We start from the raw sequence: 22,993 nt of genomic DNA on the forward strand, positions 1-22,993 counted from the left end.
TTCAGTTGGTAGAACGGCGGACTGTTAATCCGTATGTCGCAGGTTCGAGTCCCGCAGGGGGAGCCACTTTAGAGAAAGCCTCATCATTTGATGAGGCTTTTTCGTATCTATTACTTCAATAGCTAGGCTAGTCGCCCACGAGAGTTACACCGAGGAGCGACTTTTAGAAGAAGCTAAATTAATCCAATATCTCCCGTTAAGAAGCCGAGAATGCATGTCAGCATTCATTATCCACATTCCCCTTCCCTAACTCCTTTAGCCCACTAGCAACACACTACAGGTACAAAAAAGCCCCAGTCGATACGACTGAGGCTCCATACAAAGTTCAACCTGAATTAGGCTTTAGCGTCTTTACGCTGATTTAGCATTGCCACTTCTTCATCAAGTTGTTCTAACTTACCTTTCATCTGCTCACGACAGGTATTAGCAAGTTCACGGATGTTTTCTTTCTTATACCCTTCCGTACTCACTGGTGGCAGCATTTCTACAATCACGTGGCCATTGTTCCAGCGATTTAGCTTAATACCGTCTGTCGAGCTACATACGATTGGGATCACCGGAACTTGAGCGCCAATCGCAGCATGGAAGGCACCAGTCTTAAACGGCAGTAAACCACGGCCACGAGAGCGCGTTCCTTCAGGGAACATCCATACCGAAACATCGCTCTGTTTCATGCTATCAACAACTTGATCAATTGTGCCTTTGGCTTTAGTTCGGTTCGCACGGTCAATCAAGATATTCCCTGAGAGCCAGTACAACTGACCAAATAAAGGAAGCCAAGCAAGGCTCTTTTTACCTACCGTAACCACCTTAGGAGTCACGGCAGCAGAAACGGTAAACATATCCCAGTTATTTTGATGGTTAGCGATATAAATATGCTGCCCACGACGATAAGCGTCTTCAGGAATACGCAGTTCTAGCTTTACCCCAAATACTCGGGACATCTTGGCAAATAGGCGACCAAAAGTAAAAACGTGCTTAGGGTTGCGAGGGCTTAGCAAACAGTAGCCGCAACCAAATATGAACATGATAACAGCAAAAATCATCACTGCTATAACACGTAAAAGTGCAATCATTCTTGTTCTCCGGGAACAAATGAAACGTAAGAGAACCACTCTTCGCTTCATGGTGTACAACGAATAAAAAAGCCGAAACCTGAGTTTCGGCTCTAGCTTCTCGGTGGCAGTTTAACTCGACTCGCGAAAACGCTCAATATTTGCGCCCAGCGCAGATAGTTTGTCTTCAATCTTATCGTAGCCACGATCGATATGGTAAATACGGTCTACAATCGTTTCACCTTGCGCAAGGCAACCTGCAATAACCAAACTTGCAGAGGCGCGTAGATCGGTCGCCATAACCTGAGCACCGCTAAGTTGCTCAACATCACCACAAATCACCGTATTGCCTTCAATCTCTGCTTTAGCCCCCATGCGCATAAGCTCAGGGACATGCATGAAGCGGTTTTCGAAAATGGTTTCAGTAATCACACCGCCACCCTTTGCCATCATATTGAGCAAAGTGAACTGGGCTTGCATATCAGTTGGAAAGCCTGGATGTGGCGCGGTACGGATTGATACCGCTTTTAGCTCACGACCAGTCATATCAACGCTGATCCAGTCTTCACCAGTTTCAACCAATGCACCCGCTTCTTCTAATTTCGCTAACGCAGCTTCAAGTAAATGTGCGCTGGTATTACGGCAAACCACTTTGCCACCCGTCACGGCTGCTGCAACAAGGAAAGTACCCGTTTCAATACGGTCAGCAACAACGGAATGTTTACCACCACCAAGACGCTCAACACCTTCAATAGTGATGGTATCTGTACCAGCACCAGAGATCTTTGCGCCTAGTTTATTAAGAAAATCAGCAGTATCTACGATTTCCGGTTCACGTGCTGCGTTATCTAGTGTCGTCGTACCTTCAGCAAGTGTTGCTGCGCACATGACTGTAATGGTTGCGCCAACACTGACTTTGTCCATCACCACATGAGCGCCTTTCAAACGCCCGTCAACACTCGCTTTTACATAACCATCTTCAAGCGTGATCGTTGCTCCCAACTGCTCTAGACCATAAATATGCAGGTCAACTGGACGAGCACCAATAGCACAACCGCCAGGAAGTGACACTTGTCCTTTGCCAAAACGAGCGACCAATGGCCCTAATGCCCAAATGGATGCACGCATGGTTTTGACTAAATCGTAAGGTGCGCAGTATTCATTGATGTTGCTTGGGTCAACATGGACCGAACCATTACGCTCAACCTTAGCACCAAGACGTTTGAGTAGTTCCATCGTGGTATCAATATCACGAAGGTGTGGCACATTAGCCACTTCAACAGGCTCTTCAGCCAAGATAGACGCGAATAAAATTGGTAGTGCGGCGTTTTTAGCACCAGAAATGGTCACTTCACCTGTTAGTGGTTTATCTGACCCAATTACTCGAAATTTTTCCATTATAAAACCTTACAGCGACATCAATTTCTTATCACGAGCCCACTCTTCTGGAGTGTAAGCTTTGATAGAAACCGCATGGATGTCATTTCTTTGGATATATTCCATCAGAGGTGCATAGATAAGCTGTTGCTTTTTAACGCGGCTCATTCCATCGAAACTAGCATCAACAGCCACTACTTCGTAATGGCTTCCTTCGCCTTTTACGTGTATTTCTTCTAGTTTTAGTGACTCTTCTAATATCTGCTGTACTTGTGCGCTATCCACAATTCACCCCTGTTAAATACTTTTAATGTGTCCGGCTAAAAACTCTTTAATATTGCTTAACTGAATTAAGGTATTCAGCTGCTCCGGAACGAAGCTCAGCATTATATGACAGTTTTGTTTTTTTGCATGCTCTATTAGGTGGATTAACATCACCATTCCAGCAGAATCTATCCTTTCAACATGCTCTAGGGAGATATCCATTGTCACCCCTGTTGCTTGCCAACGTTGAATAAATTGCCATAGTGAGGGAACACTATCCCGGTCAATCACACCTAACAAACACACTTTTTCACCGCATGATTGTTGCCATTGAGGATGACTCATTAGCCTTTACTCTCAAATCGAATTGGCTTGGCTGCAAGCTCATTAAGCTCATCAGCTACCGCAAGCACACCTTCTTGTCGAAGTTTACCGCTCCATTCGGATTGTTTGCTCGAAAGCAGACTAATACCTTCTGCAATCATATCAAATGCTTGCCATTCACCTTTTTTATCACGTCTCAACTTAAATTCGAGTTTGATATTCGGTCTTGGCGCATCAACAATTTCGACACGAATGCTGGTGATCCTTTTCTTGGAATCAAGCTTTGGCTCTGGCCCAAATTCAATTTGCTGATCTGTATATTGCGTCAACACCTGCGCATAAGAACTAACAAGATATGCTCGAAACGCTTTGATAAACGCACCAACATCAGAACGTTTTGCTTTTTTTGCTTGTTGGCCAAGCAATTTCAGCGCCGCATACTTCTCGTTGATATACGGCATCAGTTCTTCTTCAACCACCACCTTAAGATGATCAGGATCCTGCTGGATTAAATCTTGCTCCGCTTTTAATCGCGCAAAGGTATGCTCCGATACCTGTCTCATCATTTGGTAAGGTTGAGTCTTATCAATCGTGACAGCCGAAGCCGAAAGAGCAACCATTGATAAAAATAGAGTAAGTACTAACTTCTTAAACATTCCTTATTCCTCAGAGTCTTTATCTGAACCACCTACGCTGTAGAGCACCTGCCCGATTAAGTCCTCTAATACCAGAGCTGACTTAGTATCTTCAATGAAGTCACCATCCACCAGCATCTGTTCATCATCGAAGACAAAACCCGGTGTTAAACCGATGTACTGTTCACCAATAAGGCCTGAAGTAAGTATTTGCACACTTGAGGTTTCTGGGAACTGATCGTAATGGCTACTAATGGCCATCGTAACAACCGGGAGCAAGGAGTCCGTATCCAAAGCAATCGCCGTTACTCGGCCAACAACAACGCCCCCAACCTTAACGGGAGAGCGAACTTTTAGGCTACCAACGTTATCAAACTCAGCCTTTAGCGCGTAAGTATGGTTAGAACCTATACCTTTCACGTCAGCAACTTGAAAAATCATTACCAGAATTGCGCAAATTCCGGCAAGAACAAAGCTGCCAACCCATAATTCAGTTTTTCGAGTCTGTTGCATGATTAATTCCCAAACATCAATGCGGTTAGTACGAAGTCTAGACCAAGCACGGCCAGCGAAGAATGCACGACGGTTCGAGTCGTAGCACGGCTAATACCTTCAGAGGTAGGGATTGCATCGTATCCATTAAACAGCGCAATCCAAGTAACAGTAAAAGCAAAGACCAAACTTTTGATCATACTATTACCAATATCTTGTCCTAATTCGACAGAAGCTTGCATTGCAGACCAGAAGCTCCCATGGTCAATCCCTTTCCAATCCACACCAACGAGCTGCCCTCCCCAAATGCCGACTGCCATAAAGATCATGGCGAGCAATGGCATTGAGATCACGCCGGCCCAAAAGCGAGGAGCAATAACCCGCTTTAACGGGTCGACTGCCATCATTTCCATGCTTGAAAGCTGCTCAGTGGCCTTCATCAAGCCGATTTCTGCGGTTAATGCAGACCCAGCCCGCCCCGCAAACAGTAATGCAGTGACAACAGGGCCAAGCTCACGCAATAACGAAAGCGCAACCATCTGACCAAGTGCACCTTCTGCGCCAAAATCCACCAAAATGACATAGCCTTGTAAGCTCAATACCATTCCGATAAATAGACCAGATAACACAATGATCGCCAATGATTGCACCCCAACGCTGTAGAGTTGCTTTATCAATAGTGGCAGATGCTGAATTGGTCTAGGCCTAGAAGCCATTGCTCCGAACAGCATTAAGCTAGCGCGGCCAAATGCCTCGCTAATAGACATAGCTCGACGCCCCGTTGAGGCGACAAAATCAGTAAACTGAGACATCATGAGAACAAATCCATTTCTAGCGATTGAGCGGGAAAGCGAAACGGGACCGGACCGTCAGCATCACCATTAAGAAACTGCTGCACCTGAGGGTCTGAGTGATTACGTAACTCATCAGGCGTTCCTGCGGCAATCACTTTGCCATTAGCCAAGATATAAACATGATCGGCGATACTCATAACTTCAGGAACGTCATGAGAGACCACAATAGAAGTCACACCCAGTGCTCGGTTAAGGTTTCGGATCAATTCAACCAAAACCCCCATGGTAATAGGATCTTGGCCGACAAACGGCTCATCATACATAATCAAGCTTGGGTCAAGTGCAATGGCACGCGCCAAAGCCGCTCGGCGAGCCATACCGCCAGACAACTCACTCGGCATTAATGTAGCTGCCCCTCGAAGTCCTACCGCTTCAAGCTTGAGCTTAACCAAAGTGTCTAGTAGGGCTTCATCTAATTCAGTGTGTTCACGCAGTGGAAAAGCGACATTGTCAAAGACATTGAGATCGGTAAAAAGCGCACCCGATTGAAACAGCATGCTCATCTTTTTGCGTTCACGATAAAGATGGTTACGACTTAACGTAGGAATATTGTGCCCATCAAACCAGATTTCGCCTTGTTCTGGTAATAGCTGACCACCAATAAGACGAAGTAATGTGGTTTTTCCGATCCCGGACGGCCCCATTATGGCCGTGATTTTTCCTTTTGGCACATGTAGGCTTACATCATCAAATATCTTACGTTCTCCCCTTGAAAACGTAAGCTGTTTAACCGTAACCAGATCTTCTGATGACATCATCATACTCTTGTAAGAATTCCCTTATGGAAGCGAGATCATAAGCACATTGAAAACCAATTTAAAGCACTGTTCAATTAAATCTCTCTTCACTTTCAATGTACTGCGCATAAATCTTTATTCATAGTAGACACGAGAACGACAAAAAGGCTAACAATTAATTTCATCTACGACTTCCATTTTTACAGGCAACAGGTCAAAATTAGCGGTTAAATTGTTTTGTTGTATATAGTTTAGGAATCATCATGTTTGAAGCCATTGCGTTTCTGGTCGTTGGATTAATTTTCTTGGTCTGGAGTGCCGATAAACTTGTTTTTGGTGCTGCTGCACTAGCGCGCAATGTAGGCATATCGCCATTGGTCATTGGTATGACAATCCTTGCAATGGGATCTTCTGCACCTGAGATGATGGTTTCAGCCACAGCTGCTTTAGACGGTAAAACCGACACGGCCGTTGGTAACGTCCTCGGCTCTAACATCGCTAACATCGCCCTCATTCTGGGTATTACCGCACTGATCAAACCACTTTCTATCAGCTCTGCCGTATTACGCCGTGAGTTACCGTTAATGATTGCGGTGACCTTAGTGGCCGGCGCCCTGTTGTGGGACAGCCATTTAGGTTTTTACGAAGGGGCACTACTATTTGTTCTTTTCGCTCTGTTCTTATTAACCATGCTGAAGATCAGCCGCAATGAGAAAAAAAATGGCGACGTACTTTTAGAAGAACAAGAATCCGAAGTGCCTGAAGGGGTAAGCAACCTAAAAGCAGCGATGTGGGTTATTATTGGTTTGATTATTTTGCCCCTCGCAGCAGATACACTAGTTAACAGTGCAGTGGTTATCGCCAAACATTTTGGTATGAGCGATCTTGTTATCGGTCTAACCATTATTGCTGTTGGTACCAGCTTACCTGAACTGGCAGCCTCAGTTGCTGGTGTCATGAAAGGGGAAGATGATATGGCCGTTGGCAATATCATTGGTTCCAACGTATTCAACATCTTGGCAGTGATGGGGATTCCGGGAATCTTAAACCCATCCATTCTAAGTGAATATGCGATGGGACGTGACTTCTGGGTGATGCTTGGAGTGTCACTATTACTTGTCGTGATGGCATTAGGCAAATCACGTAGTATTAACCGTATCGAAGGGTTCGTACTGCTGTGTTGCTTCTTAGCTTATCAAGGTTACCTATTAATGAATGTGGCGGCTTAGTTAAGCAGCTTACTTTCGGAGTTTTTATGTTTGATTTTCGCGCTGCGGCCTTAGATGTCCTGAACACTGAAATTGATGCACTAAAACAACTCGACCAATATTTTAATGACGATTTTGTCAAAGCTTGTCAACTTATTCTTGAAAATAAAGGCAAAGTCGTCGTTATGGGCATGGGTAAATCTGGTCATATCGGAAATAAAATTGCAGCGTCATTAGCCAGTACTGGGACATCAGCTTTCTTTGTTCATCCGGGAGAAGCTTCACACGGAGATCTGGGTATGATTGCACCTGGAGATATTGTATTAGCCATCTCCAATTCCGGCGAGTCATCAGAAATTCTAGCGCTTTTCCCTGTACTGAAACGGTTGAATATCACCATCATCAGCATGACAGGAAAACCGAAATCAAACATGGCCAAGCTTGCAGACATTCACCTGCAAATTACGGTACCCAAAGAGGCGTGCCCGCTTGGGCTGGCTCCAACGTCCAGCACAACCGCAACCTTGGTAATGGGAGATGCTCTGGCAGTCGCACTGCTGCAAGCACGAGGCTTTACCGCTGAAGACTTTGCCCTGTCTCATCCAGGCGGAGCACTTGGTCGCAAGCTCCTACTCAAATTGTCAGATATTATGCATACGGGAGACAGCCTTCCATTAGTCGGGCCGGATGTGCTAGTACGTGATGCTTTATTAGTGGTCAGTGAAAAGAGACTGGGCATGACAGCGATAGTAGATCACAACAATCACCTGCTCGGCGTATTCACAGATGGTGACTTACGTCGTATCCTCGATAAACGTATCGATATCCATACGACAAACATTAGTGAAGTGATGACCAAAAATCCAACGGTTGCAACACCAAATCTGTTGGCGGCTGAGGGGCTCAACCTTATGCAATCCAAAAGCATCAATGGGTTACTGATTTGCCAAGACAATCAGGTCATCGGTGCCCTAAATATGCATGATTTACTGAAAGCTGGTGTGATGTGATGTTCAGTCATATCAATATGTGTCATCACACTATGGAACCTTCGATTCTTCCAGCTGCCCAAGCATATGGATGGGTACCCTTTAAGGCATCGAATGTTAAGTTCCGTTGTCGCCTTGTAAGTCACAACAAAATTCAAGCGAACAACTTTGCCTTTAACCTTCCACCAAAGAATAAGTTAGATAAACATAAAGGTTTAAGTATATGAGTTTATCTCGTATCGGTTATATATTACTGCTATTTATCGCCTCATGGTCTGCATACTATTTGCTGAGTGGCGGTGAGGAATTCGATATTCAAGTAGAACCTAATACCGAACTACCTATGTTTACAGGTAAAAATCTGGTGAATACCTCATACAGTGAACAAGGTATTCGCAGCTATGTGATTACGTCTGATAAACTAAACCACTATGCAAAAAGTGGCGATACTATCTTTGATAATCCAATACTGAAAGTGTACAAAGAAGGAACGACACAAGAGTGGGAAGTCACAGCTAAGCGTGGCGTTCTTGATCAAGACCATGTGTTGACCTTATACACTGACGTACAGGCGAAAAACCTGTTACCAGATTCTGGGTTCGATACAATGTCCACCAATACATTAAGTATTCAGTTGGATAACCGAGATTTTTGGGCCGACAATCAGGTCGTATTGGTTGGCCCTCAGTTTGAAACTGTAGGACAAGCGATGAAAGGCAATTTTGCTGAAAATACCGCAGTACTCTACAAACACGTTCAAGGTAGATATGAAACTCTCACACCTTAGCCTAATTACTTGTCTGCTGACATCAGCCAACGCACTGGCTTTATCAACAGACCGCGATCAACCAGTGTATATTGACTCTGACAGCCAACAATTGGACATGCAGAGTAACCAAGTCACCTTCTTGGGCGATGTAAAGCTCAAGCAAGGCAGCATCAATATAAATGCTGATAAAGTCATCGTTACGCGAGATGCCAAAGATGGCAGCATTAAAGAAATTGAAGGTTACGGCAATTTAGCCACCTTTTCGCAGCTAACCGACGACGGTAAAACGCTGTATGGTGAAGCCAAAGAGCTTTACTATAAAATGGCAGATGATCAATTAACGATGATCGATCAAGCTATGCTTTCACAAGATGACAGTGTTATCCGTGGCACAAAAATTCGCTATAAGATTTCCTCTCAAAAATTGATCGCCGATGGCAAAGCAAAAGGAGATCGAGTCTCTACCGTTCTTCAGCCACAGACAGTACAAGAATAATTATGGCATTACTTAAAGCAGAACATTTAGCGAAGAGCTATAAAAACCGCAAAGTGGTTTCTGACGTCAGCCTTCAGGTTCAATCCGGTCAAATTGTTGGTCTACTTGGCCCTAATGGAGCTGGTAAAACCACCTCGTTTTATATGATTGTAGGCTTGGTGGCGCGTGATGAAGGTAATATTAGTATTGATGACCAAGACATCAGTATTTTACCGATGCATAGTCGCTCTCGCCTTGGTATTGGATACCTACCTCAAGAAGCATCTATTTTCCGTAAGCTTTCCGTTGAAGACAACATCATGGCGGTCCTGCAAACACGTGAAGAAATGACGCGAGAAGAGCGCCAAGACAAACTAGAAGATTTGTTGGAAGAATTCCACATTCAGCACATTCGTCACAGTGCAGGTATGGCACTATCGGGTGGTGAGCGCCGCCGAGTTGAGATTGCGCGAGCCCTTGCAGCAAACCCTAAGTTCATTTTATTGGATGAACCTTTTGCAGGCGTAGACCCGATTTCCGTCATCGATATTAAGAAAATCATCGAACATCTTCGAGATCGTGGATTGGGTGTTTTGATCACAGACCACAACGTACGAGAAACACTCGATGTATGTGAAAAAGCCTATATCGTCAGCCAAGGGCATTTGATCGCAGAAGGCACGCCGCAAGAAGTACTCGCAAACGAGCAAGTAAAACAAGTTTATCTCGGCGAACAATTCCGTCTATGATTAAAGAAAAGAACGGTAAGATTCTACAGAATTAAGGCAAATAATACTGAATGAAACCCTCATTACAACTCAAGCTAGGCCAGCAGTTAGCTATGACCCCTCAGTTGCAACAAGCCATTCGCTTGCTGCAATTGTCGACTTTGGATCTTCAGCAAGAAATCCAAGAAGCATTGGACTCAAACCCACTTCTCGAAGTAGAAGAAGGCAGTGAAGAGAATGCAGCTGAAGAAAAAAGCAGTAATGAGGATAAAGAGCCAACCGTTGATGTTGCAGAGCCAGAAGTCAAAGACAGCTCTGAATTGATCGAAAAATCTGAAATCAGTAATGAACTTGAGATCGATACAACATGGGATGATGTCTATAGCGCCAATACAGGCAGCACTGGCATCTCCGTTGATGATGACGCTCCGGTATATCAAGGAGAAACGACTGAGTCACTCTACGATTACCTTCTATGGCAATTAGACCTCACACCATTCAGTGAAACGGATCGCACCATCGCATTGGCGTTAATTGATGCTATCGATGACTATGGCTATCTAACCATCTCACCTGAAGAAATTCATGAAAGCTTTGATAATGAAGAGATAGAACTCGACGAAATCGAAGCCGTTCGTAAACGCATTCAACAGTTCGATCCACTAGGTGTCGCATCAGTTAACTTGCAAGAGTGTTTATTACTGCAACTCGCTACCTTCCCCGAAGATACACCTTGGCTACAAGAAGCTAAATTAGTTCTAAGCCATCATATTGATCAACTGGGTAACCGCGATTACAAACTGATCATTAAAGAAGCAAAACTCAAAGAAGCTGAACTCAAAGAAGCACTCACACTTATCCAGCAACTCGACCCGCGTCCAGGGAGCCGTATTTCTTCAGAACATGCTGAATACGTCATTCCTGACGTTTCGGTGTTTAAAGATCACGGTAAATGGATTGTGACAATCAATCCAGATAGTGTGCCAAGATTAAAAGTAAACCAGCAATACGCTCAACTTGGAAAAGGAAACAGCGCCGATAGCCAGTATATTCGCTCTAACCTACAAGAAGCTAAATGGTTAATTAAAAGTCTGGAAAGTAGAAACGAGACGTTGCTCAAAGTTGCTAAGTGTATTGTTGAACATCAACGCGATTTCTTTGAGTATGGTGAAGAAGCCATGAAGCCAATGGTACTGAATGATGTAGCTTTGGCTGTGGATATGCATGAATCGACCATCTCTCGTGTGACAACACAGAAATTCATGCATACCCCTCGTGGCATTTTTGAACTGAAGTATTTTTTCTCCAGCCATGTCAGTACCGATAATGGTGGAGAGTGTTCATCTACTGCAATCCGAGCACTGATCAAGAAACTCGTTGCCGCTGAAAACAGTGCTAAGCCACTGAGTGACAGCAAGATTGCAGCACTACTAGCTGACCAAGGGATTCAAGTCGCTAGACGGACAATTGCGAAATATCGCGAATCTCTGGGCATTGCCCCTTCAAGTCAGCGCAAACGCCTGCTTTAGGCACCAACCGAGAAGGAAAGTCTATGCAAATCAATATTCAAGGCCACCACGTTGATCTAACCGATTCAATGCAAGACTACGTAAACTCAAAGTTTCAAAAGCTAGAACGATTTTTCGATCACATTAACAGCGTACATGTCGTACTACGAGTTGAAAAACTTCGCCAAATCGCAGAAGCTACCCTTCACGTTAACCAAGGTGAAATTCACGCCTCATCCGATGATGACAGCATGTATGCTGCTATCGACTCACTTGTAGATAAGCTTGTTCGACAACTGAACAAGCACAAAGAAAAACTTAATACACATTAACCATGCAAATTAGCGAAATCCTTACACTGGACTGCACCAAAAGTGCAGTCCAGTGCACTAGTAAGAAGCGAGCCTTGGAAATGATCAGCGAGATAGTGGCTGAACAAACAGGGCAAAACTCCACCGAGCTGTTTGAATGCATGCTAAGCAGAGAAAAGATGGGCAGTACTGGCATCGGAAATGGGATAGCCATTCCCCATGCTCGTATGCAATCAAGCGATAAAGCCATCGCTGTACTTCTTCAATGTGAAGCTCCGATCGAGTTCGATGCCATAGACAACCGACCTGTTGACCTTCTGTTTGCTCTTTTAGTTCCAGACGCACAGTGCAAAGAACACTTAAAGACCTTGTCTGCGATGGCAGAACGACTCAATGACAAGCAAATTTTGAAACAACTTCGTAAGGCAGAAACAGATCAAGAGCTTTACGATATTATGGTCAATCGGTAAGCGAGCTCATGCGATTAATTGTAGTTAGTGGCCAGTCTGGCGCAGGAAAAAGTGTCGCACTTAGAGTCTTAGAAGATTTAGGCTATTACTGCGTCGATAACTTACCCGTCGATTTACTTCATTCATTCATCAAATCCGTATCTGGTAGCAAACAAAACGTAGCGGTCAGTATTGATATTCGCAACCTGCCAAAAGAACCCTCTTTAGTTAACAATGTTTTGCAGGAACTAAAAAAACGCACGGAAGTCAGCGTGCTATTTTTGGATGCAAACAAAAATACGCTACTAAAACGTTATAGTGAAACTCGTCGAATTCACCCACTTTCTCTGGGCGCTGACACACTTACGCTAGAACAAGCTATCGAGAAAGAAACCGCTCTACTCTCTCCTCTTAAAAAGAATGCAGATATGTTACTCGACAGCAGTGACCAATCTTTACATGAGTTGAGTGAAATGGTCAGAATGCGTGTTGAAGGACGTGAGCGCAAAGACTTAGTTATGGTATTTCAGTCGTTCGGATTTAAGTATGGTTTGCCGAGTGACGCAGACTACGTATTTGACGTGCGTTTTCTTCCTAACCCTCACTGGGAGCCCGATCTACGACCAATGACAGGGCTTGATGCCCCTATTCGTTCTTTCCTTGAAAGCCATCCCGAAGTGATAGAGCTCCGACAACAGATACAAAAATTTGTTGAATACTGGCTACCAATGCTAGAGAAAAATAACCGTAGTTACTTAACCGTTGCTATCGGCTGTACAGGCGGTAAACACCGCTCTGTCTATCTCACTCAACAAATTGGGGAATATTTTGCCCAATTAGGCCATCAAGTTAAAATTCGACATGCCTCTCTAGAAAAGCACCATAAGGAATAACTCTATGCAGCAGAGCAGAACCGTCCTAATTCAGAATCGTCTTGGTCTTCATGCTCGTGCTGCAGTAAAGCTGGTTGAACTGGCTCAGTCCTATCAATCCATTCTCACGATTCAAAATCATGAAGGCAAAGAGGCCACTGCAGACAGTGTTATGGGGCTCCTCATGCTTGAGTCAGCACAAGGCGAATATGTCACCATCAGCGCTGAAGGTCATGACGCCAGCGCTGCGTTAGATGCTGTTTGTCATCTTATCGAAGATAAGTTTGAAGAAGACGATTAACGTACTACTCAAAAGAAATATTCCCTTCGCAACATTAACTTATTAAACAAGATCTAAAATTAAGTTACTATTCAGGCCATTGTAAGCAAATTGAGTCAGGGGGAATAAATGGCAGAGCAAATAGAATTCGATCAAGCTCACCAAGCCCTGCAAGAAGTTACGGAAGCACTTGAAAATGGTCGCTTCGTCCATGTCCGCCGTCAGTTGCAGGATATGGAGCCAGAAGATATTGCCCACCTGTTAGAAGCCTCACCACGAAAAAGTCGTGAAGTATTGTGGCAACTGACCGATCCCGAAGACTATGGTGAAATCCTCGATGAATTAAATGAGGATGTGAAAGATGATCTGGTGGCTAAAATGGCCCCAGAAACCTTGGCAGAAGCCACAGAAGGGATGGATACGGATGACGTTGCTTACGTCTTACGTAGCCTTCCTGACGACGTCTCCAGAGAAGTACTCTCACAAATGGATGCCGCCGATCGTCTGCGTGTTGAAACGGCCCTTTCGTATCCAGAAGACACTGCTGGCGGGTTAATGAACACTGATGTCATCACTATCCGTGGTGATGTTGATGTTGATGTTGTCTTACGTTATTTACGCATGAGAGGCGAGCTTCCTGAGGCAACCGATGCTCTCTATGTAATTGATGAAGAAAGTCGCTTGATCGGTGAGCTGCCTTTGACTGCGCTACTGACAACACAACCTGATATTAAAGTCTGCGATGTCATGGAAGATGTGGACGATGCAATTGAGGTGACCACCAGCGACTCTGACGTAGCAAGCTTGTTTGAGCGTCGAAACTGGGTTTCAGCTCCGGTTATCGATGAAAACCAACAGCTCGTCGGTCGTATTACCATTGATGATGTGGTTGATGTTATCCGTGAAGACGCAGAACACTCTATGATGAGTATGGCGGGTATGGACGATGATGAAGATACCTTTGCGCCGGTTGTCAAATCCGCTAGAAAGCGAAGCATTTGGTTAGGAGCAAACGTATTAGCTGCATTGGCGGCTGCATCAGTATCTAACATGTTTGAAGCCACTTTAGATCAAATGGCTGCAATTGCAGTATTGATGACGATTGTTCCTTCAATGGGAGGAGTTGCAGGTAACCAAACCGTGGCTCTGGTGATCCGAGGCTTAGCGCTTGGACACATCGGTGATTCCAATAAACGCGAGCTATTGCTAAAAGAAGCCGCGATTGGATTCTTAAATGGTGTCATGTGGGCTCTCATTATTGGTGGCATCGTTATCGCTTGGAAAGGTAACTGGATGCTTGGCGGCATTATTGCTGCAGCCATGATGACCAACCTATTAGTCGCTGGTATTGCGGGCGTAACCATCCCAATTTTACTCAAGAAAATGAATATCGACCCTGCGTTAGCTGGGGGGATGGCTCTCACAACAGTAACAGATGTGATTGGCTTATCTGTCTTTCTCGGATTAGCCACCATCATGATTTAATCTATTTAATCAAAACTAAAAAGCGCAGCCAGATGGCTGCGCTTTTGGTTTAGGTAGTCCGATTAACCATTAATATTTGGCCCTAACCACTTTTCTGCTTCGAGCATATCCCAACCTTTACGATCTGCGTAGCTCTCTACTTGATCTTGCTGGATTTGCGCAATAGCAAAGTAACGAGAGTCAGGATGCGAGAAGTACCAACCCGATACGGATGCACCTGGATACATCGCATAGCTCGACGTCAGTGACATACCAATATTTTCTTCAACATTCATAAGCTCCCAAAGCGGTCCTTTCTCAGTATGCTCTGGACAGGCAGGATAGCCAGGAGCAGGACGAATACCTTGGTATTTCTCACGAATGAGTTCTTCATTCGACAGAGCTTCATCCGCAGCGTAACCCCAAATCTCTTTACGCACACGCTCATGTAGATACTCAGCAAATGCTTCCGCCAGACGGTCCGCTACCGCTTGGATCATAATGGCATTGTAATCATCACCTTGCGCTTTGTATTCATCAGCAAGTTCACGCTCACCAATACCGCCGGTGACAGCAAAAGCACCAACCCAATCCTTCTTACCCGACTCTTTCGGTGCAACATAATCAGACAGACAATAGTTGAAGCCTTTTGGTTTCTCTGTTTGTTGGCGCAAGTTATGCAGCACTTTCACCACTTCTGTACGCGATTCGTCGGTGTAGACTTCGATATCATCACCCACGCTTGCTGCAGGGAACAGACCACACATACCTCGCGCTTTGAGTAAGCCTTCACGCTCAACACGATCCAATAACTCATTAGCGTCTTTGTACAGGCGTTGAGCCTCTTCACCCACTTCTTCATGGTCAAAGATTGTTGGGTACTTACCGACTAGTGACCAAGTCATAAAGAAAGGTGTCCAGTCGATGTACTTACGCAAAGTAGACACTTCAAAGTCATCAAAGATATGGATGCCCGGCTTCACAGGAGCAGGAGGCGTATACTTATCCCAATCAATCGCGACTTTGTTCGCTCGTGCTTCTTCTAAAGTAACAGGCTTAGTGCGCGGCTTCTTACGGTTATGCTGATCACGCACGCGCTCATAGTCCGCATCCAGTTTTTCAACAAAGCCAGGACGAAGTTCGTCTGAAAGTAATGATGTACATACACCAACCGCACGAGAAGCGTTATTGACGTAAACCACTGGATGTTTGTAGTTCTGCTCAATCTTAACCGCTGTATGCGCTTTGGATGTTGTTGCACCACCAATCAGAAGTGGAAGATCGAAATCAAGACGTTCCATTTCTTTCGCGACATGGACCATTTCATCGAGAGACGGTGTGATCAAACCAGAAAGACCAATAATGTCGACGTTTTCTTCTTTGGCTACCTTGAGGATCTTCTCACATGGCACCATGACGCCAAGATCGATGATCTCGTAGTTGTTACATTGCAGAACCACGCCAACAATGTTCTTACCGATATCGTGCACGTCACCTTTTACCGTAGCCAGTAAGATCTTGCCGTTGGAAGAACCCGCTTGCTTCTCTTTATTAATAAAAGGCTCTAAGTGTGCTACAGCTTGCTTCATAACACGCGCAGATTTCACTACCTGAGGAAGAAACATCTTACCTTCACCAAATAAGTCACCCACCACGTTCATGCCGTCCATCAATGGACCTTCAATGACTTCAAGTGGCTTAGAAGCATTAAGGCGAGCTTCTTCGGTATCTTCAACGATGAATTCAGTAATGCCTTTAACCAATGCATGCTCTAGACGTTTTTCTACCGCCCAAGTACGCCACTCTAGTGCAGAAGCATCTTCTTCTTTACCAACGCCTTTACCTGCGTATTCTGCAGCGATGTCAAGTAGTCGCTCGGTCGAATCATCACGGCGGTTAAGAACCACGTCTTCTACCGCTTCACGCAGTTTGTCTGGAACGTTATCGTAAATTTCTAACTGACCCGCGTTCACAATGCCCATGTCCATACCATTTTTAAAACAGTGGTATAGGAACACCGCATGAATCGCTTCACGAACGTAGTTATTGCCGCGGAATGAGAAGGAAACGTTAGACACACCACCAGAGATCATCGCGTGAGGTAAGTCGCGCTTAATGTCTGCAACCGCTTCGATGAAATCCACAGCGTAGTTGTTGTGCTCTTCGATACCCGTCGCAACTGCAAAGATGTTCGGGTCAAAGATGATGTCTTCTGGTGGGAAGCCGACTTCATCAACCAAGATACGGTAAGCGTTGGTACAGATTTCGAGCTTACGTTCACGTGTTTCTGCCTGACCAACTTCGTCGAACGCCATAACGATAACTGCAGCACCATAGCGACGAATCAGTTTTGCTTGCTCAACAAACTTCTCTTTACCTTCTTTCAAAGAGATGGAGTTTACGATGCCCTTGCCTTGAATACACTTCAGGCCCGCCTCAATAACCTCCCATTTAGAAGAGTCGACCATGATAGGCACTTTGGAGATCTCTGGCTCAGATGCGCATAGGTTGAGGAAGCGAACCATACAGGCTTCGGCATCCAACATGCCTTCATCCATGTTGATGTCGATGATCTGAGCGCCGTTCTCAACTTGCTGACGAGCAACTTCCAGCGCTTCATCGTAGAGCTCTTCTTTGATCAGACGCTTAAATCGAGCAGAACCAGTTACGTTAGTCCGCTCACCCACGTTGATAAACAACGTCTCTTTTTCAATCGTAAGAGGCTCAAGACCGGATAAACGACACGCAACCGTAAGCTCAGGCAGATCACGAGGTTTCACGCCTTCAACTGCCATTGCCATATGGCGAATATGCTCTGGCGTGGTACCACAACAACCACCAATTAGGTTGAGGAAACCACTCTCCGCCCACTCTTTAACGTGTTCCGCCATATCTTCAGGTGAAAGGTCATACTCACCAAACGCATTCGGTAGACCCGCATTTGGGTGAGTAGAAACAAAAGATTCAGAAATACGAGAAAGCTCTTCTACGTATGGGCGTAGTTCGTCAGGACCTAGCGCACAATTCAAACCAAATGAAATCGGATTAACATGACGAAGAGAGTTATAGAAGGCTTCCGTTGTTTGACCAGAAAGCGTACGTCCAGAAGCATCGGTAATGGTACCGGAGATCATCACTGGTAACTCGATACCTAGTTCTTCGAAAACACTATCAACCGCGAAGGCACAAGCTTTAGCGTTAAGCGTATCGAAGATGGTCTCGATCAGAATAAGATCAGAGCCACCTTTGATCAGCGCTCGAGTGGATTCTGAATAAGCTTCAACAAGCTCATCGAAGCTGACGTTACGATAGCCTGGGTCATTTACATCAGGGGAGATAGAACAAGTACGGTTTGTTGGGCCAAGCACACCCGCGACATAACGTGGGCGCTCTGGCGTTTTTGCCGTCCACTCATCAGCGGCTTCACGCGCAAGCTTTACAGCAGCGAAGTTGATTTCCTCACTCAGGCTTTCCATTTCATAGTCAGCCATCGCAATCGTCGTCGCGTTAAAGGTGTTTGTCTCAAGAATATCAGCGCCAGCTTCTAAGTAAGCGCTGTGAATTTCCTTAATCAATTGAGGCTGAGTGAGCACCAACAAATCGTTGTTGCCTTTTAGATCACAGTGCCAATCCGCAAAGCGCTCTCCTCGATAGTCTTGCTCTTCAAGTTTGTATCCCTGAATCATGGTGCCCATACCACCATCGATCAGCAAAATACGTTGCTTTAATTGAGCTTCAATCTGTTGTCTTACATTACTTCCCACAGTACAGCCTCATTCCTTTAGTTATCTCTCCATCCTATCATACAAACTAAAGGAGTCTAGACGTCTAAAACATTAATATTCTCACTCCTGTTTGCTTGTAAAATAATAACCAAAAAGTGTTTGCTATTTAGTCATCATAGGCAGAGAATTCCATTCACATTTTGTTACATCCAGAGAAACACATGTCGGTCTATTATACCCTTTGCTTTCTATCGGCTGCTGCAATGTTGATTGCTTTTGTAAACAGTAAGATAGGTAAAATGCAGACAACCATCGCAATAACAGCAGGTTCGATGGTTCTGTCACTATTAATTCTAGTTGCTGGTCAAAATGATTGGTTTCAGTTAACTGAAATCGCCACGCAAACAGTTTCTAGTATTAATTTCGAAGACTTTTTGCTTAAAGGGATATTAGGCTTCCTTTTGTTTGCTGGAGGATTGGGGATCAAACTACCCAACCTGAAAGATCAAAAATGGGAAATCACGGTATTGGCATTAGGTGCAACGTTATTTTCAACCTTTTTTATTGGTTTTGTTCTCTATGGATTCTGCCAAATCATTGGAGTCAATTTCGACTTAGTATACTGCTTATTGTTTGGTGCACTGATCTCGCCAACCGACCCAATAGCGGTGCTTGCTATCGTAAAAAAACTCAATGCACCAAGACGTATCTCGACACAAATTGAAGGTGAGTCATTATTCAATGACGGCTTCGGTCTCGTCATTTTTGTTACTTTATTTACGATTGCTTTTGGAAACGAAGCGCCAACAGTGGGTAGCGTTACGATGCTGTTTGCTCAGGAAGCCCTTGGTGGTATCGTTTATGGCTTTGTATTAGGACTCGTTTTCCATTACCTAATCAGCGCAACTGATGATCACTCGATGGAGCTTCTTCTTACCATTGGCATTCCAACCGCTGGATATGCATTTGCAGAGTATCTTCACGTATCTGGTCCTCTAGCCATGGTGGTATCAGGTATCATGATTGGCAACTGGACGCGTTTCATTGGCTTTTCCAAAGAGAGTGAAGATCACCTCGATCATTTCTGGGAACTGGTCGATGAATTTTTGAATGGCGTGCTTTTCTTATTGATTGGTATGTCTATGCTGCTGTTTGAATTTCACAAAGAAGATTGGATTTTAATGGCATTTGCAGTCCCGCTTGTTCTGTCAGCTCGATACCTAAGTGTTTTCTTATCCTATATCGGTTTTAAACGTTTTCGTAGTTATAACCCTTGGTCAGTCAAGATCTTAACTTGGGGTGGCTTACGGGGCGGATTGGCATTGGCAATGGCATTATCCATTCCTTCTGGCATTTGGGTTATCCCTGATAAGCTTATTGATGTAAAAGAAATTGTATTGGTAATGACCTATGCTGTCGTTGTTTTTTCTATTTTGATTCAAGGCTCAACGATTACGCCAATGATTGAAAAAGCGAAAAACGCAGAGAAAGAGTAACTCATCGAATAAGGGCCACGTGTGGCCCTTAATGGTTGTGAACGATGCGATTCCGCCCATTTTTCTTCGCACAATAAAGAAATCCATCAACCTGCTTCATTACTTCATCAAATGGCGTCGATAAGTCTGCATAGGGAATGGTTGTCATACCTATACTCACAGTGATTTTCAGAACCTTTTCTTCATGACGGACTGCCATCGCTTCAATGTCTTTTCTAAGTCGCTCTGCTATGTCGTAACCTAGATTTTTATCTGTATTCGGTAAGACCAAGGCAAATTCCTCACCACCCAATCGACCGAGAATATCCATATCTCGCGTGGACTGTTGTAAATGGCTAACCAGCGCGATCAAAACCTCATCTCCAGCCGCATGACCAAAACTATCATTCACTTGCTTAAAGAAATCAATATCAATAAGCATAACCGTTAAAGGTGTTCGCCAGCGCTGGCAAGTATGAACTGCTCTTTCAGTCTGGGTTAAGAAACTTCTTCGATTAAAAGCTCCTGTTAAAGGATCGGTTTCAGCAAGGTTTTTGAGTTTCTTTTCGAGCTGCTTACGTTCACTGATATCTGTCATCGACATGATAATAAGGTGTTGTTGCTGAAAAAGTAATTTACTGAATGCCATCTCAATTTGGCAAACTCTCTTATCAGGCAATCTCAGCATAAGATCGCAACGAGTTATACCTGCTCCCTTAGGAAGATCAATGACCATGTTAAGATTAGACTCAAATACCTCCCGCATCTCTTCAGCAATATAACGAATCGGCTCACTATTAACGATATCTTCTTTTTCTCTTCCCAGAAGCTGACAGGTAAAATCATTAATCATGATCACTTTTAACGAAGAGCTACAAATTAAAATCCCAATCGGAGCTGAGTTAATAAGTTCTTGTAACTGCTTTACTGAACGCTTGGATTGATCGAGTCGTTGCTGCTGCAACTCTTCAATTTTTTTACGTAAATAAATGTCTTGTAGTACGAGTAGCCAACGATTTTGGCTCACATTTGTCAAACGAGCTCTAACCAAATAATCGATTCCCAAACTATGGATATTCAGGTCTCCAGATCGGTTCATACAGTTTTGATAATCCGCCAAAAAAGTTTGCAGCTCAGGCGATGATTGAACACAGTCTAAGTCATCAAGTTGGGTATAGTTTTCTTCAGCAGTCAAAATGGGGGGCTCAAAATTTCCAGAACGGATATCTTTTACTACCCCTTGCCTATCGATCCACAAACTCATATCCGGCAAGGAATCGAGAATCAAGTTAAGGGTATTATTCCTTTGCGTTAATTCCGCACAGCTTAGATCTAAAGAACGTTCAGTGATCATCAATTGTTCAGAGAGCGATTGATAGCCTGAATCAACAATCTCAATTAGCTTATGTAAATTCGGGTCATCAGGAACACCATCAACAAAGACTTTTTTAAGTTGTCGTTGTAATAGTCTATGCATCCATTAATCTTCCGAGAAAGCCGTTATCGTCATGGTCTGATTATGAAGCTCTGAAGAAGATTGGTGATCAAATGGTGCAATCTCTCCATAGGAATAAAAACCACATAATAGTGTATTAACTCCTAGCTCAGCTTTCACCGCCTCGACCTCATCATCAGCTAACTGCTTTAATAAGATCTTTCGCCCGACACAACTGATAAGAATGGCAACGTCAGGAGAATCGTCAATATAACGCCGGCATACTTCCGCAGCCTCTTTCGCACCGTCAATCAAAGAATCAACATTAGCTCTCATTAATCTGGCAGTTACCCCCCTTGGTATATTGCCCGCAAAAGTGATTGTTCCATCATCTTCATTAATGCCAAGCAACGTCCTAACAACTTGAGTACTTTTTTGTGGATCGGTGATCTCTAGAGGAAAACGCAAACCACTGGCTGGTAACTCTCCAGCTAACTCACCGAGATAGCTTCGATAGATGGATAATGCGCTATCCTCATCTAACTCGTATAAAACATTATGCTCTGAGCGAGTGACCCGCCTTTCCATTCCAAAGGCGCACCAACCTCCACGTGACCCGTAGCTCACATTGAGAGCCTCCCCATATAAGCCAATAGCAACAACTAATCCCGCTTGTGATTCAAACCCAGCATGCACCGTTGTTTCTTGGAAACGCTCTCCATCTCCTGCCAAGCCACCTGTTACTTTTACAGCATCGAGTAAAATAGATTGAAAACCTTCGAGTAAGTAACCACCATTAACTTCCATACCATCACTAAGCAAAAAGACATGGCGTAATTTAGGAAGCTGCATTAATTCTTCAGCTACTACCTGACCCAGTTTATAGCTATCACCATCACAGCTATTGATTGAGGCGCTTACTCGCTTGATTTGTGATTTTTCGAAATAGATGACGGTAGCAATTAACGCGTTATCAAGAACAGCTCGGTCACTAATCTCTCCAGATGTCGTACAACCAACAAATTGTGAGTTCGGTAATAGGGAGTGCAGCGCATTAAAAGCCTCTGATACATAACTACCAAACAATAAGACAAGGGTAGATGGACCATCTAAACGAGAAGCTGATTCTGAGTTTTTCCACTCACCTTTGTTCCAAATAAGTTGCAACGTTTTCATGCAGCCTCCACCAACAAACCTATAAATTAAAGTTAGTTTGTTTTAGCGAGCATTCAAGCAAGAGTAACCTAAGCCTAAGATCTAATTCAGTCTTTATTACACAGCTTGGCCTAGATATAGCTTTGAAGCTAAACGCTCTTAAACCAAAATATTTAACATAGCATTCCTCTTGCGAGGTTTATTATCTAAGAAGGGCATTGAGATGCCTAAAACGATAAAACCCAGTCTGAAGACTGGGTTTCTAAATAAATAGAGGAAGGAGGCAGAATGCTTACGCTCAAGACGCATCATTTCCTAAAAAGAAAAATCGATACGCCTAAAACGACAAAACCCAGTCCGAAGACTGGGTTTCTAAATAAGTGGCGGAGCGGACGGGACTCGAACCCGCGAC

23 protein-coding genes are annotated in these 22,993 nt (G+C 44.2%); 12 read left to right on the forward strand and 11 right to left on the reverse strand.

Translation table 11 applies throughout. The features are described from left to right. Positions 1-335 precede the first annotated feature (335 nt). From ACQEXS_RS21155 to mlaF, 8 genes are all read right to left on the reverse strand, one after another. The gene (locus ACQEXS_RS21155; RefSeq protein WP_367987396.1) at positions 336-1,076 is read right to left on the reverse strand and encodes a 1-acylglycerol-3-phosphate O-acyltransferase; all 741 of its coding nucleotides are present in this window, start codon (positions 1,074-1,076) and stop codon (positions 336-338) included. A gap of 111 nt (positions 1,077-1,187) precedes the next feature. Continuing rightward, the gene (gene murA, locus ACQEXS_RS21160) at positions 1,188-2,453 is read right to left on the reverse strand and encodes a UDP-N-acetylglucosamine 1-carboxyvinyltransferase (protein WP_367987397.1); all 1,266 of its coding nucleotides are present in this window, start codon (positions 2,451-2,453) and stop codon (positions 1,188-1,190) included. 9 nt (positions 2,454-2,462) lie between these two features. Next, entirely contained in the window at positions 2,463-2,717 is a 255-nt protein-coding gene (ibaG, locus tag ACQEXS_RS21165; RefSeq protein ID WP_367987398.1) for a BolA family iron metabolism protein IbaG, read from the reverse strand. 12 nt (positions 2,718-2,729) lie between these two features. Continuing rightward, positions 2,730-3,041, reverse strand: coding sequence for an STAS domain-containing protein (locus ACQEXS_RS21170; RefSeq protein WP_427015105.1), 312 nt, complete (start codon positions 3,039-3,041; stop codon positions 2,730-2,732). Next, complete coding sequence (mlaC, locus tag ACQEXS_RS21175) at positions 3,041-3,676, reverse strand: phospholipid-binding protein MlaC (protein WP_427015106.1); 636 nt, start codon at positions 3,674-3,676, stop codon at positions 3,041-3,043. The genes ACQEXS_RS21170 and mlaC overlap by 1 nt, the downstream gene beginning before the upstream one ends. A gap of 3 nt (positions 3,677-3,679) precedes the next feature. Next, positions 3,680-4,168, reverse strand: a complete 489-nt coding sequence (gene mlaD, locus ACQEXS_RS21180) for an outer membrane lipid asymmetry maintenance protein MlaD (RefSeq protein WP_367987401.1) — start codon at positions 4,166-4,168, stop codon at positions 3,680-3,682. A gap of 2 nt (positions 4,169-4,170) precedes the next feature. Next, positions 4,171-4,959 (reverse strand): lipid asymmetry maintenance ABC transporter permease subunit MlaE, encoded by a 789-nt coding sequence (gene mlaE, locus ACQEXS_RS21185; RefSeq protein ID WP_427015112.1) that lies wholly within the window; start codon positions 4,957-4,959, stop codon positions 4,171-4,173. Further along, positions 4,959-5,756, reverse strand: a complete 798-nt coding sequence (gene mlaF / locus ACQEXS_RS21190; protein ID WP_427015107.1) for a phospholipid ABC transporter ATP-binding protein MlaF — start codon at positions 5,754-5,756, stop codon at positions 4,959-4,961. The genes mlaE and mlaF overlap by 1 nt, the downstream gene beginning before the upstream one ends. Before the next feature lie 245 nt (positions 5,757-6,001). On the opposite strand from mlaF, the gene ACQEXS_RS21195 reads away from it, so the two are divergent. From ACQEXS_RS21195 to mgtE, 11 genes are all read left to right on the forward strand, one after another. Further along, positions 6,002-6,967: a calcium/sodium antiporter gene (locus ACQEXS_RS21195; protein WP_367987403.1), complete on the forward strand. Its 966-nt coding sequence runs from the start codon at positions 6,002-6,004 to the stop codon at positions 6,965-6,967. Positions 6,968-6,993: 26 nt separating this feature from the next. Beyond that, complete coding sequence (gene kdsD / locus ACQEXS_RS21200) at positions 6,994-7,956, forward strand: arabinose-5-phosphate isomerase KdsD (protein ID WP_427015108.1); 963 nt, start codon at positions 6,994-6,996, stop codon at positions 7,954-7,956. Positions 7,957-8,158: 202 nt separating this feature from the next. Beyond that, a complete protein-coding gene (gene lptC, locus ACQEXS_RS21205; RefSeq protein ID WP_427012150.1) occupies positions 8,159-8,722 on the forward strand; it encodes an LPS export ABC transporter periplasmic protein LptC in 564 nt (187 codons plus the stop codon). After that, a complete protein-coding gene (lptA, locus tag ACQEXS_RS21210) occupies positions 8,703-9,200 on the forward strand; it encodes a lipopolysaccharide transport periplasmic protein LptA (RefSeq protein ID WP_367987406.1) in 498 nt (165 codons plus the stop codon). Before lptC ends, lptA begins: the two co-directional genes overlap by 20 nt. A gap of 2 nt (positions 9,201-9,202) precedes the next feature. Further along, positions 9,203-9,928 (forward strand): LPS export ABC transporter ATP-binding protein, encoded by a 726-nt coding sequence (lptB, locus tag ACQEXS_RS21215; protein ID WP_367987407.1) that lies wholly within the window; start codon positions 9,203-9,205, stop codon positions 9,926-9,928. Positions 9,929-9,978: 50 nt separating this feature from the next. Next, positions 9,979-11,436, forward strand: a complete 1,458-nt coding sequence (locus ACQEXS_RS21220; protein WP_367987408.1) for an RNA polymerase factor sigma-54 — start codon at positions 9,979-9,981, stop codon at positions 11,434-11,436. 23 nt (positions 11,437-11,459) lie between these two features. Further along, a complete protein-coding gene (hpf, locus tag ACQEXS_RS21225; RefSeq protein ID WP_367987409.1) occupies positions 11,460-11,747 on the forward strand; it encodes a ribosome hibernation promoting factor in 288 nt (95 codons plus the stop codon). A gap of 2 nt (positions 11,748-11,749) precedes the next feature. After that, complete coding sequence (gene ptsN / locus ACQEXS_RS21230; protein WP_367987410.1) at positions 11,750-12,196, forward strand: PTS IIA-like nitrogen regulatory protein PtsN; 447 nt, start codon at positions 11,750-11,752, stop codon at positions 12,194-12,196. Positions 12,197-12,204: 8 nt separating this feature from the next. Next, positions 12,205-13,068, forward strand: coding sequence for an RNase adapter RapZ (gene rapZ, locus ACQEXS_RS21235; protein ID WP_367987411.1), 864 nt, complete (start codon positions 12,205-12,207; stop codon positions 13,066-13,068). Positions 13,069-13,072: 4 nt separating this feature from the next. Further along, entirely contained in the window at positions 13,073-13,348 is a 276-nt protein-coding gene (locus ACQEXS_RS21240) for an HPr family phosphocarrier protein (protein WP_367987412.1), read from the forward strand. A 108-nt stretch (positions 13,349-13,456) separates the two neighbouring features. Beyond that, a complete protein-coding gene (gene mgtE / locus ACQEXS_RS21245) occupies positions 13,457-14,812 on the forward strand; it encodes a magnesium transporter (RefSeq protein ID WP_367987413.1) in 1,356 nt (451 codons plus the stop codon). A gap of 62 nt (positions 14,813-14,874) precedes the next feature. Here the strand turns inward: mgtE and metH are convergent, their stop codons facing one another. Beyond that, complete coding sequence (metH, locus tag ACQEXS_RS21250) at positions 14,875-18,555, reverse strand: methionine synthase (protein ID WP_427015109.1); 3,681 nt, start codon at positions 18,553-18,555, stop codon at positions 14,875-14,877. A 182-nt stretch (positions 18,556-18,737) separates the two neighbouring features. On the opposite strand from metH, the gene ACQEXS_RS21255 reads away from it, so the two are divergent. Further along, entirely contained in the window at positions 18,738-20,012 is a 1,275-nt protein-coding gene (locus tag ACQEXS_RS21255; protein WP_367987415.1) for a cation:proton antiporter, read from the forward strand. Positions 20,013-20,040: 28 nt separating this feature from the next. Here ACQEXS_RS21255 and ACQEXS_RS21260 read toward each other — a convergent pair whose 3' ends face one another. Together ACQEXS_RS21260 and ACQEXS_RS21265 are read right to left on the reverse strand one after the other, a co-directional pair. Continuing rightward, positions 20,041-21,468 (reverse strand): diguanylate cyclase, encoded by a 1,428-nt coding sequence (locus tag ACQEXS_RS21260; protein ID WP_427015110.1) that lies wholly within the window; start codon positions 21,466-21,468, stop codon positions 20,041-20,043. 3 nt (positions 21,469-21,471) lie between these two features. Continuing rightward, the gene (locus ACQEXS_RS21265) at positions 21,472-22,602 is read right to left on the reverse strand and encodes an FIST signal transduction protein (protein WP_427015111.1); all 1,131 of its coding nucleotides are present in this window, start codon (positions 22,600-22,602) and stop codon (positions 21,472-21,474) included. Positions 22,603-22,993: the final 391 nt, after the last annotated feature.

It is taken from the genome of Vibrio sp. TRT 17S01, assembly GCF_050113695.1.
GTDB lineage: Bacteria > Pseudomonadota > Gammaproteobacteria > Enterobacterales > Vibrionaceae > Vibrio.

Coding starts and splice junctions, on each gene's coding strand:
- ACQEXS_RS21155 (WP_367987396.1), bottom strand. CDS start 1,076: ATGATTGCACTTTTACGTGTTATAGCAGTGATGATTTTTGCTGTTATC.
- murA (WP_367987397.1), bottom strand. CDS start 2,453: ATGGAAAAATTTCGAGTAATTGGGTCAGATAAACCACTAACAGGTGAA.
- ACQEXS_RS21170 (WP_427015105.1), bottom strand. CDS start 3,041: ATGAGTCATCCTCAATGGCAACAATCATGCGGTGAAAAAGTGTGTTTG.
- mlaC (WP_427015106.1), bottom strand. CDS start 3,676: ATGTTTAAGAAGTTAGTACTTACTCTATTTTTATCAATGGTTGCTCTT.
- mlaD (WP_367987401.1), bottom strand. CDS start 4,168: ATGCAACAGACTCGAAAAACTGAATTATGGGTTGGCAGCTTTGTTCTT.
- mlaE (WP_427015112.1), bottom strand. CDS start 4,959: ATGTCTCAGTTTACTGATTTTGTCGCCTCAACGGGGCGTCGAGCTATG.
- mlaF (WP_427015107.1), bottom strand. CDS start 5,756: ATGTCATCAGAAGATCTGGTTACGGTTAAACAGCTTACGTTTTCAAGG.
- ACQEXS_RS21195 (WP_367987403.1), top strand. CDS start 6,002: ATGTTTGAAGCCATTGCGTTTCTGGTCGTTGGATTAATTTTCTTGGTC.
- kdsD (WP_427015108.1), top strand. CDS start 6,994: ATGTTTGATTTTCGCGCTGCGGCCTTAGATGTCCTGAACACTGAAATT.
- lptC (WP_427012150.1), top strand. CDS start 8,159: ATGAGTTTATCTCGTATCGGTTATATATTACTGCTATTTATCGCCTCA.
- lptA (WP_367987406.1), top strand. CDS start 8,703: ATGAAACTCTCACACCTTAGCCTAATTACTTGTCTGCTGACATCAGCC.
- lptB (WP_367987407.1), top strand. CDS start 9,203: ATGGCATTACTTAAAGCAGAACATTTAGCGAAGAGCTATAAAAACCGC.
- ACQEXS_RS21220 (WP_367987408.1), top strand. CDS start 9,979: ATGAAACCCTCATTACAACTCAAGCTAGGCCAGCAGTTAGCTATGACC.
- hpf (WP_367987409.1), top strand. CDS start 11,460: ATGCAAATCAATATTCAAGGCCACCACGTTGATCTAACCGATTCAATG.
- ptsN (WP_367987410.1), top strand. CDS start 11,750: ATGCAAATTAGCGAAATCCTTACACTGGACTGCACCAAAAGTGCAGTC.
- rapZ (WP_367987411.1), top strand. CDS start 12,205: ATGCGATTAATTGTAGTTAGTGGCCAGTCTGGCGCAGGAAAAAGTGTC.
- ACQEXS_RS21240 (WP_367987412.1), top strand. CDS start 13,073: ATGCAGCAGAGCAGAACCGTCCTAATTCAGAATCGTCTTGGTCTTCAT.
- mgtE (WP_367987413.1), top strand. CDS start 13,457: ATGGCAGAGCAAATAGAATTCGATCAAGCTCACCAAGCCCTGCAAGAA.
- ACQEXS_RS21255 (WP_367987415.1), top strand. CDS start 18,738: ATGTCGGTCTATTATACCCTTTGCTTTCTATCGGCTGCTGCAATGTTG.
- ACQEXS_RS21260 (WP_427015110.1), bottom strand. CDS start 21,468: ATGCATAGACTATTACAACGACAACTTAAAAAAGTCTTTGTTGATGGT.
- ACQEXS_RS21265 (WP_427015111.1), bottom strand. CDS start 22,602: ATGAAAACGTTGCAACTTATTTGGAACAAAGGTGAGTGGAAAAACTCA.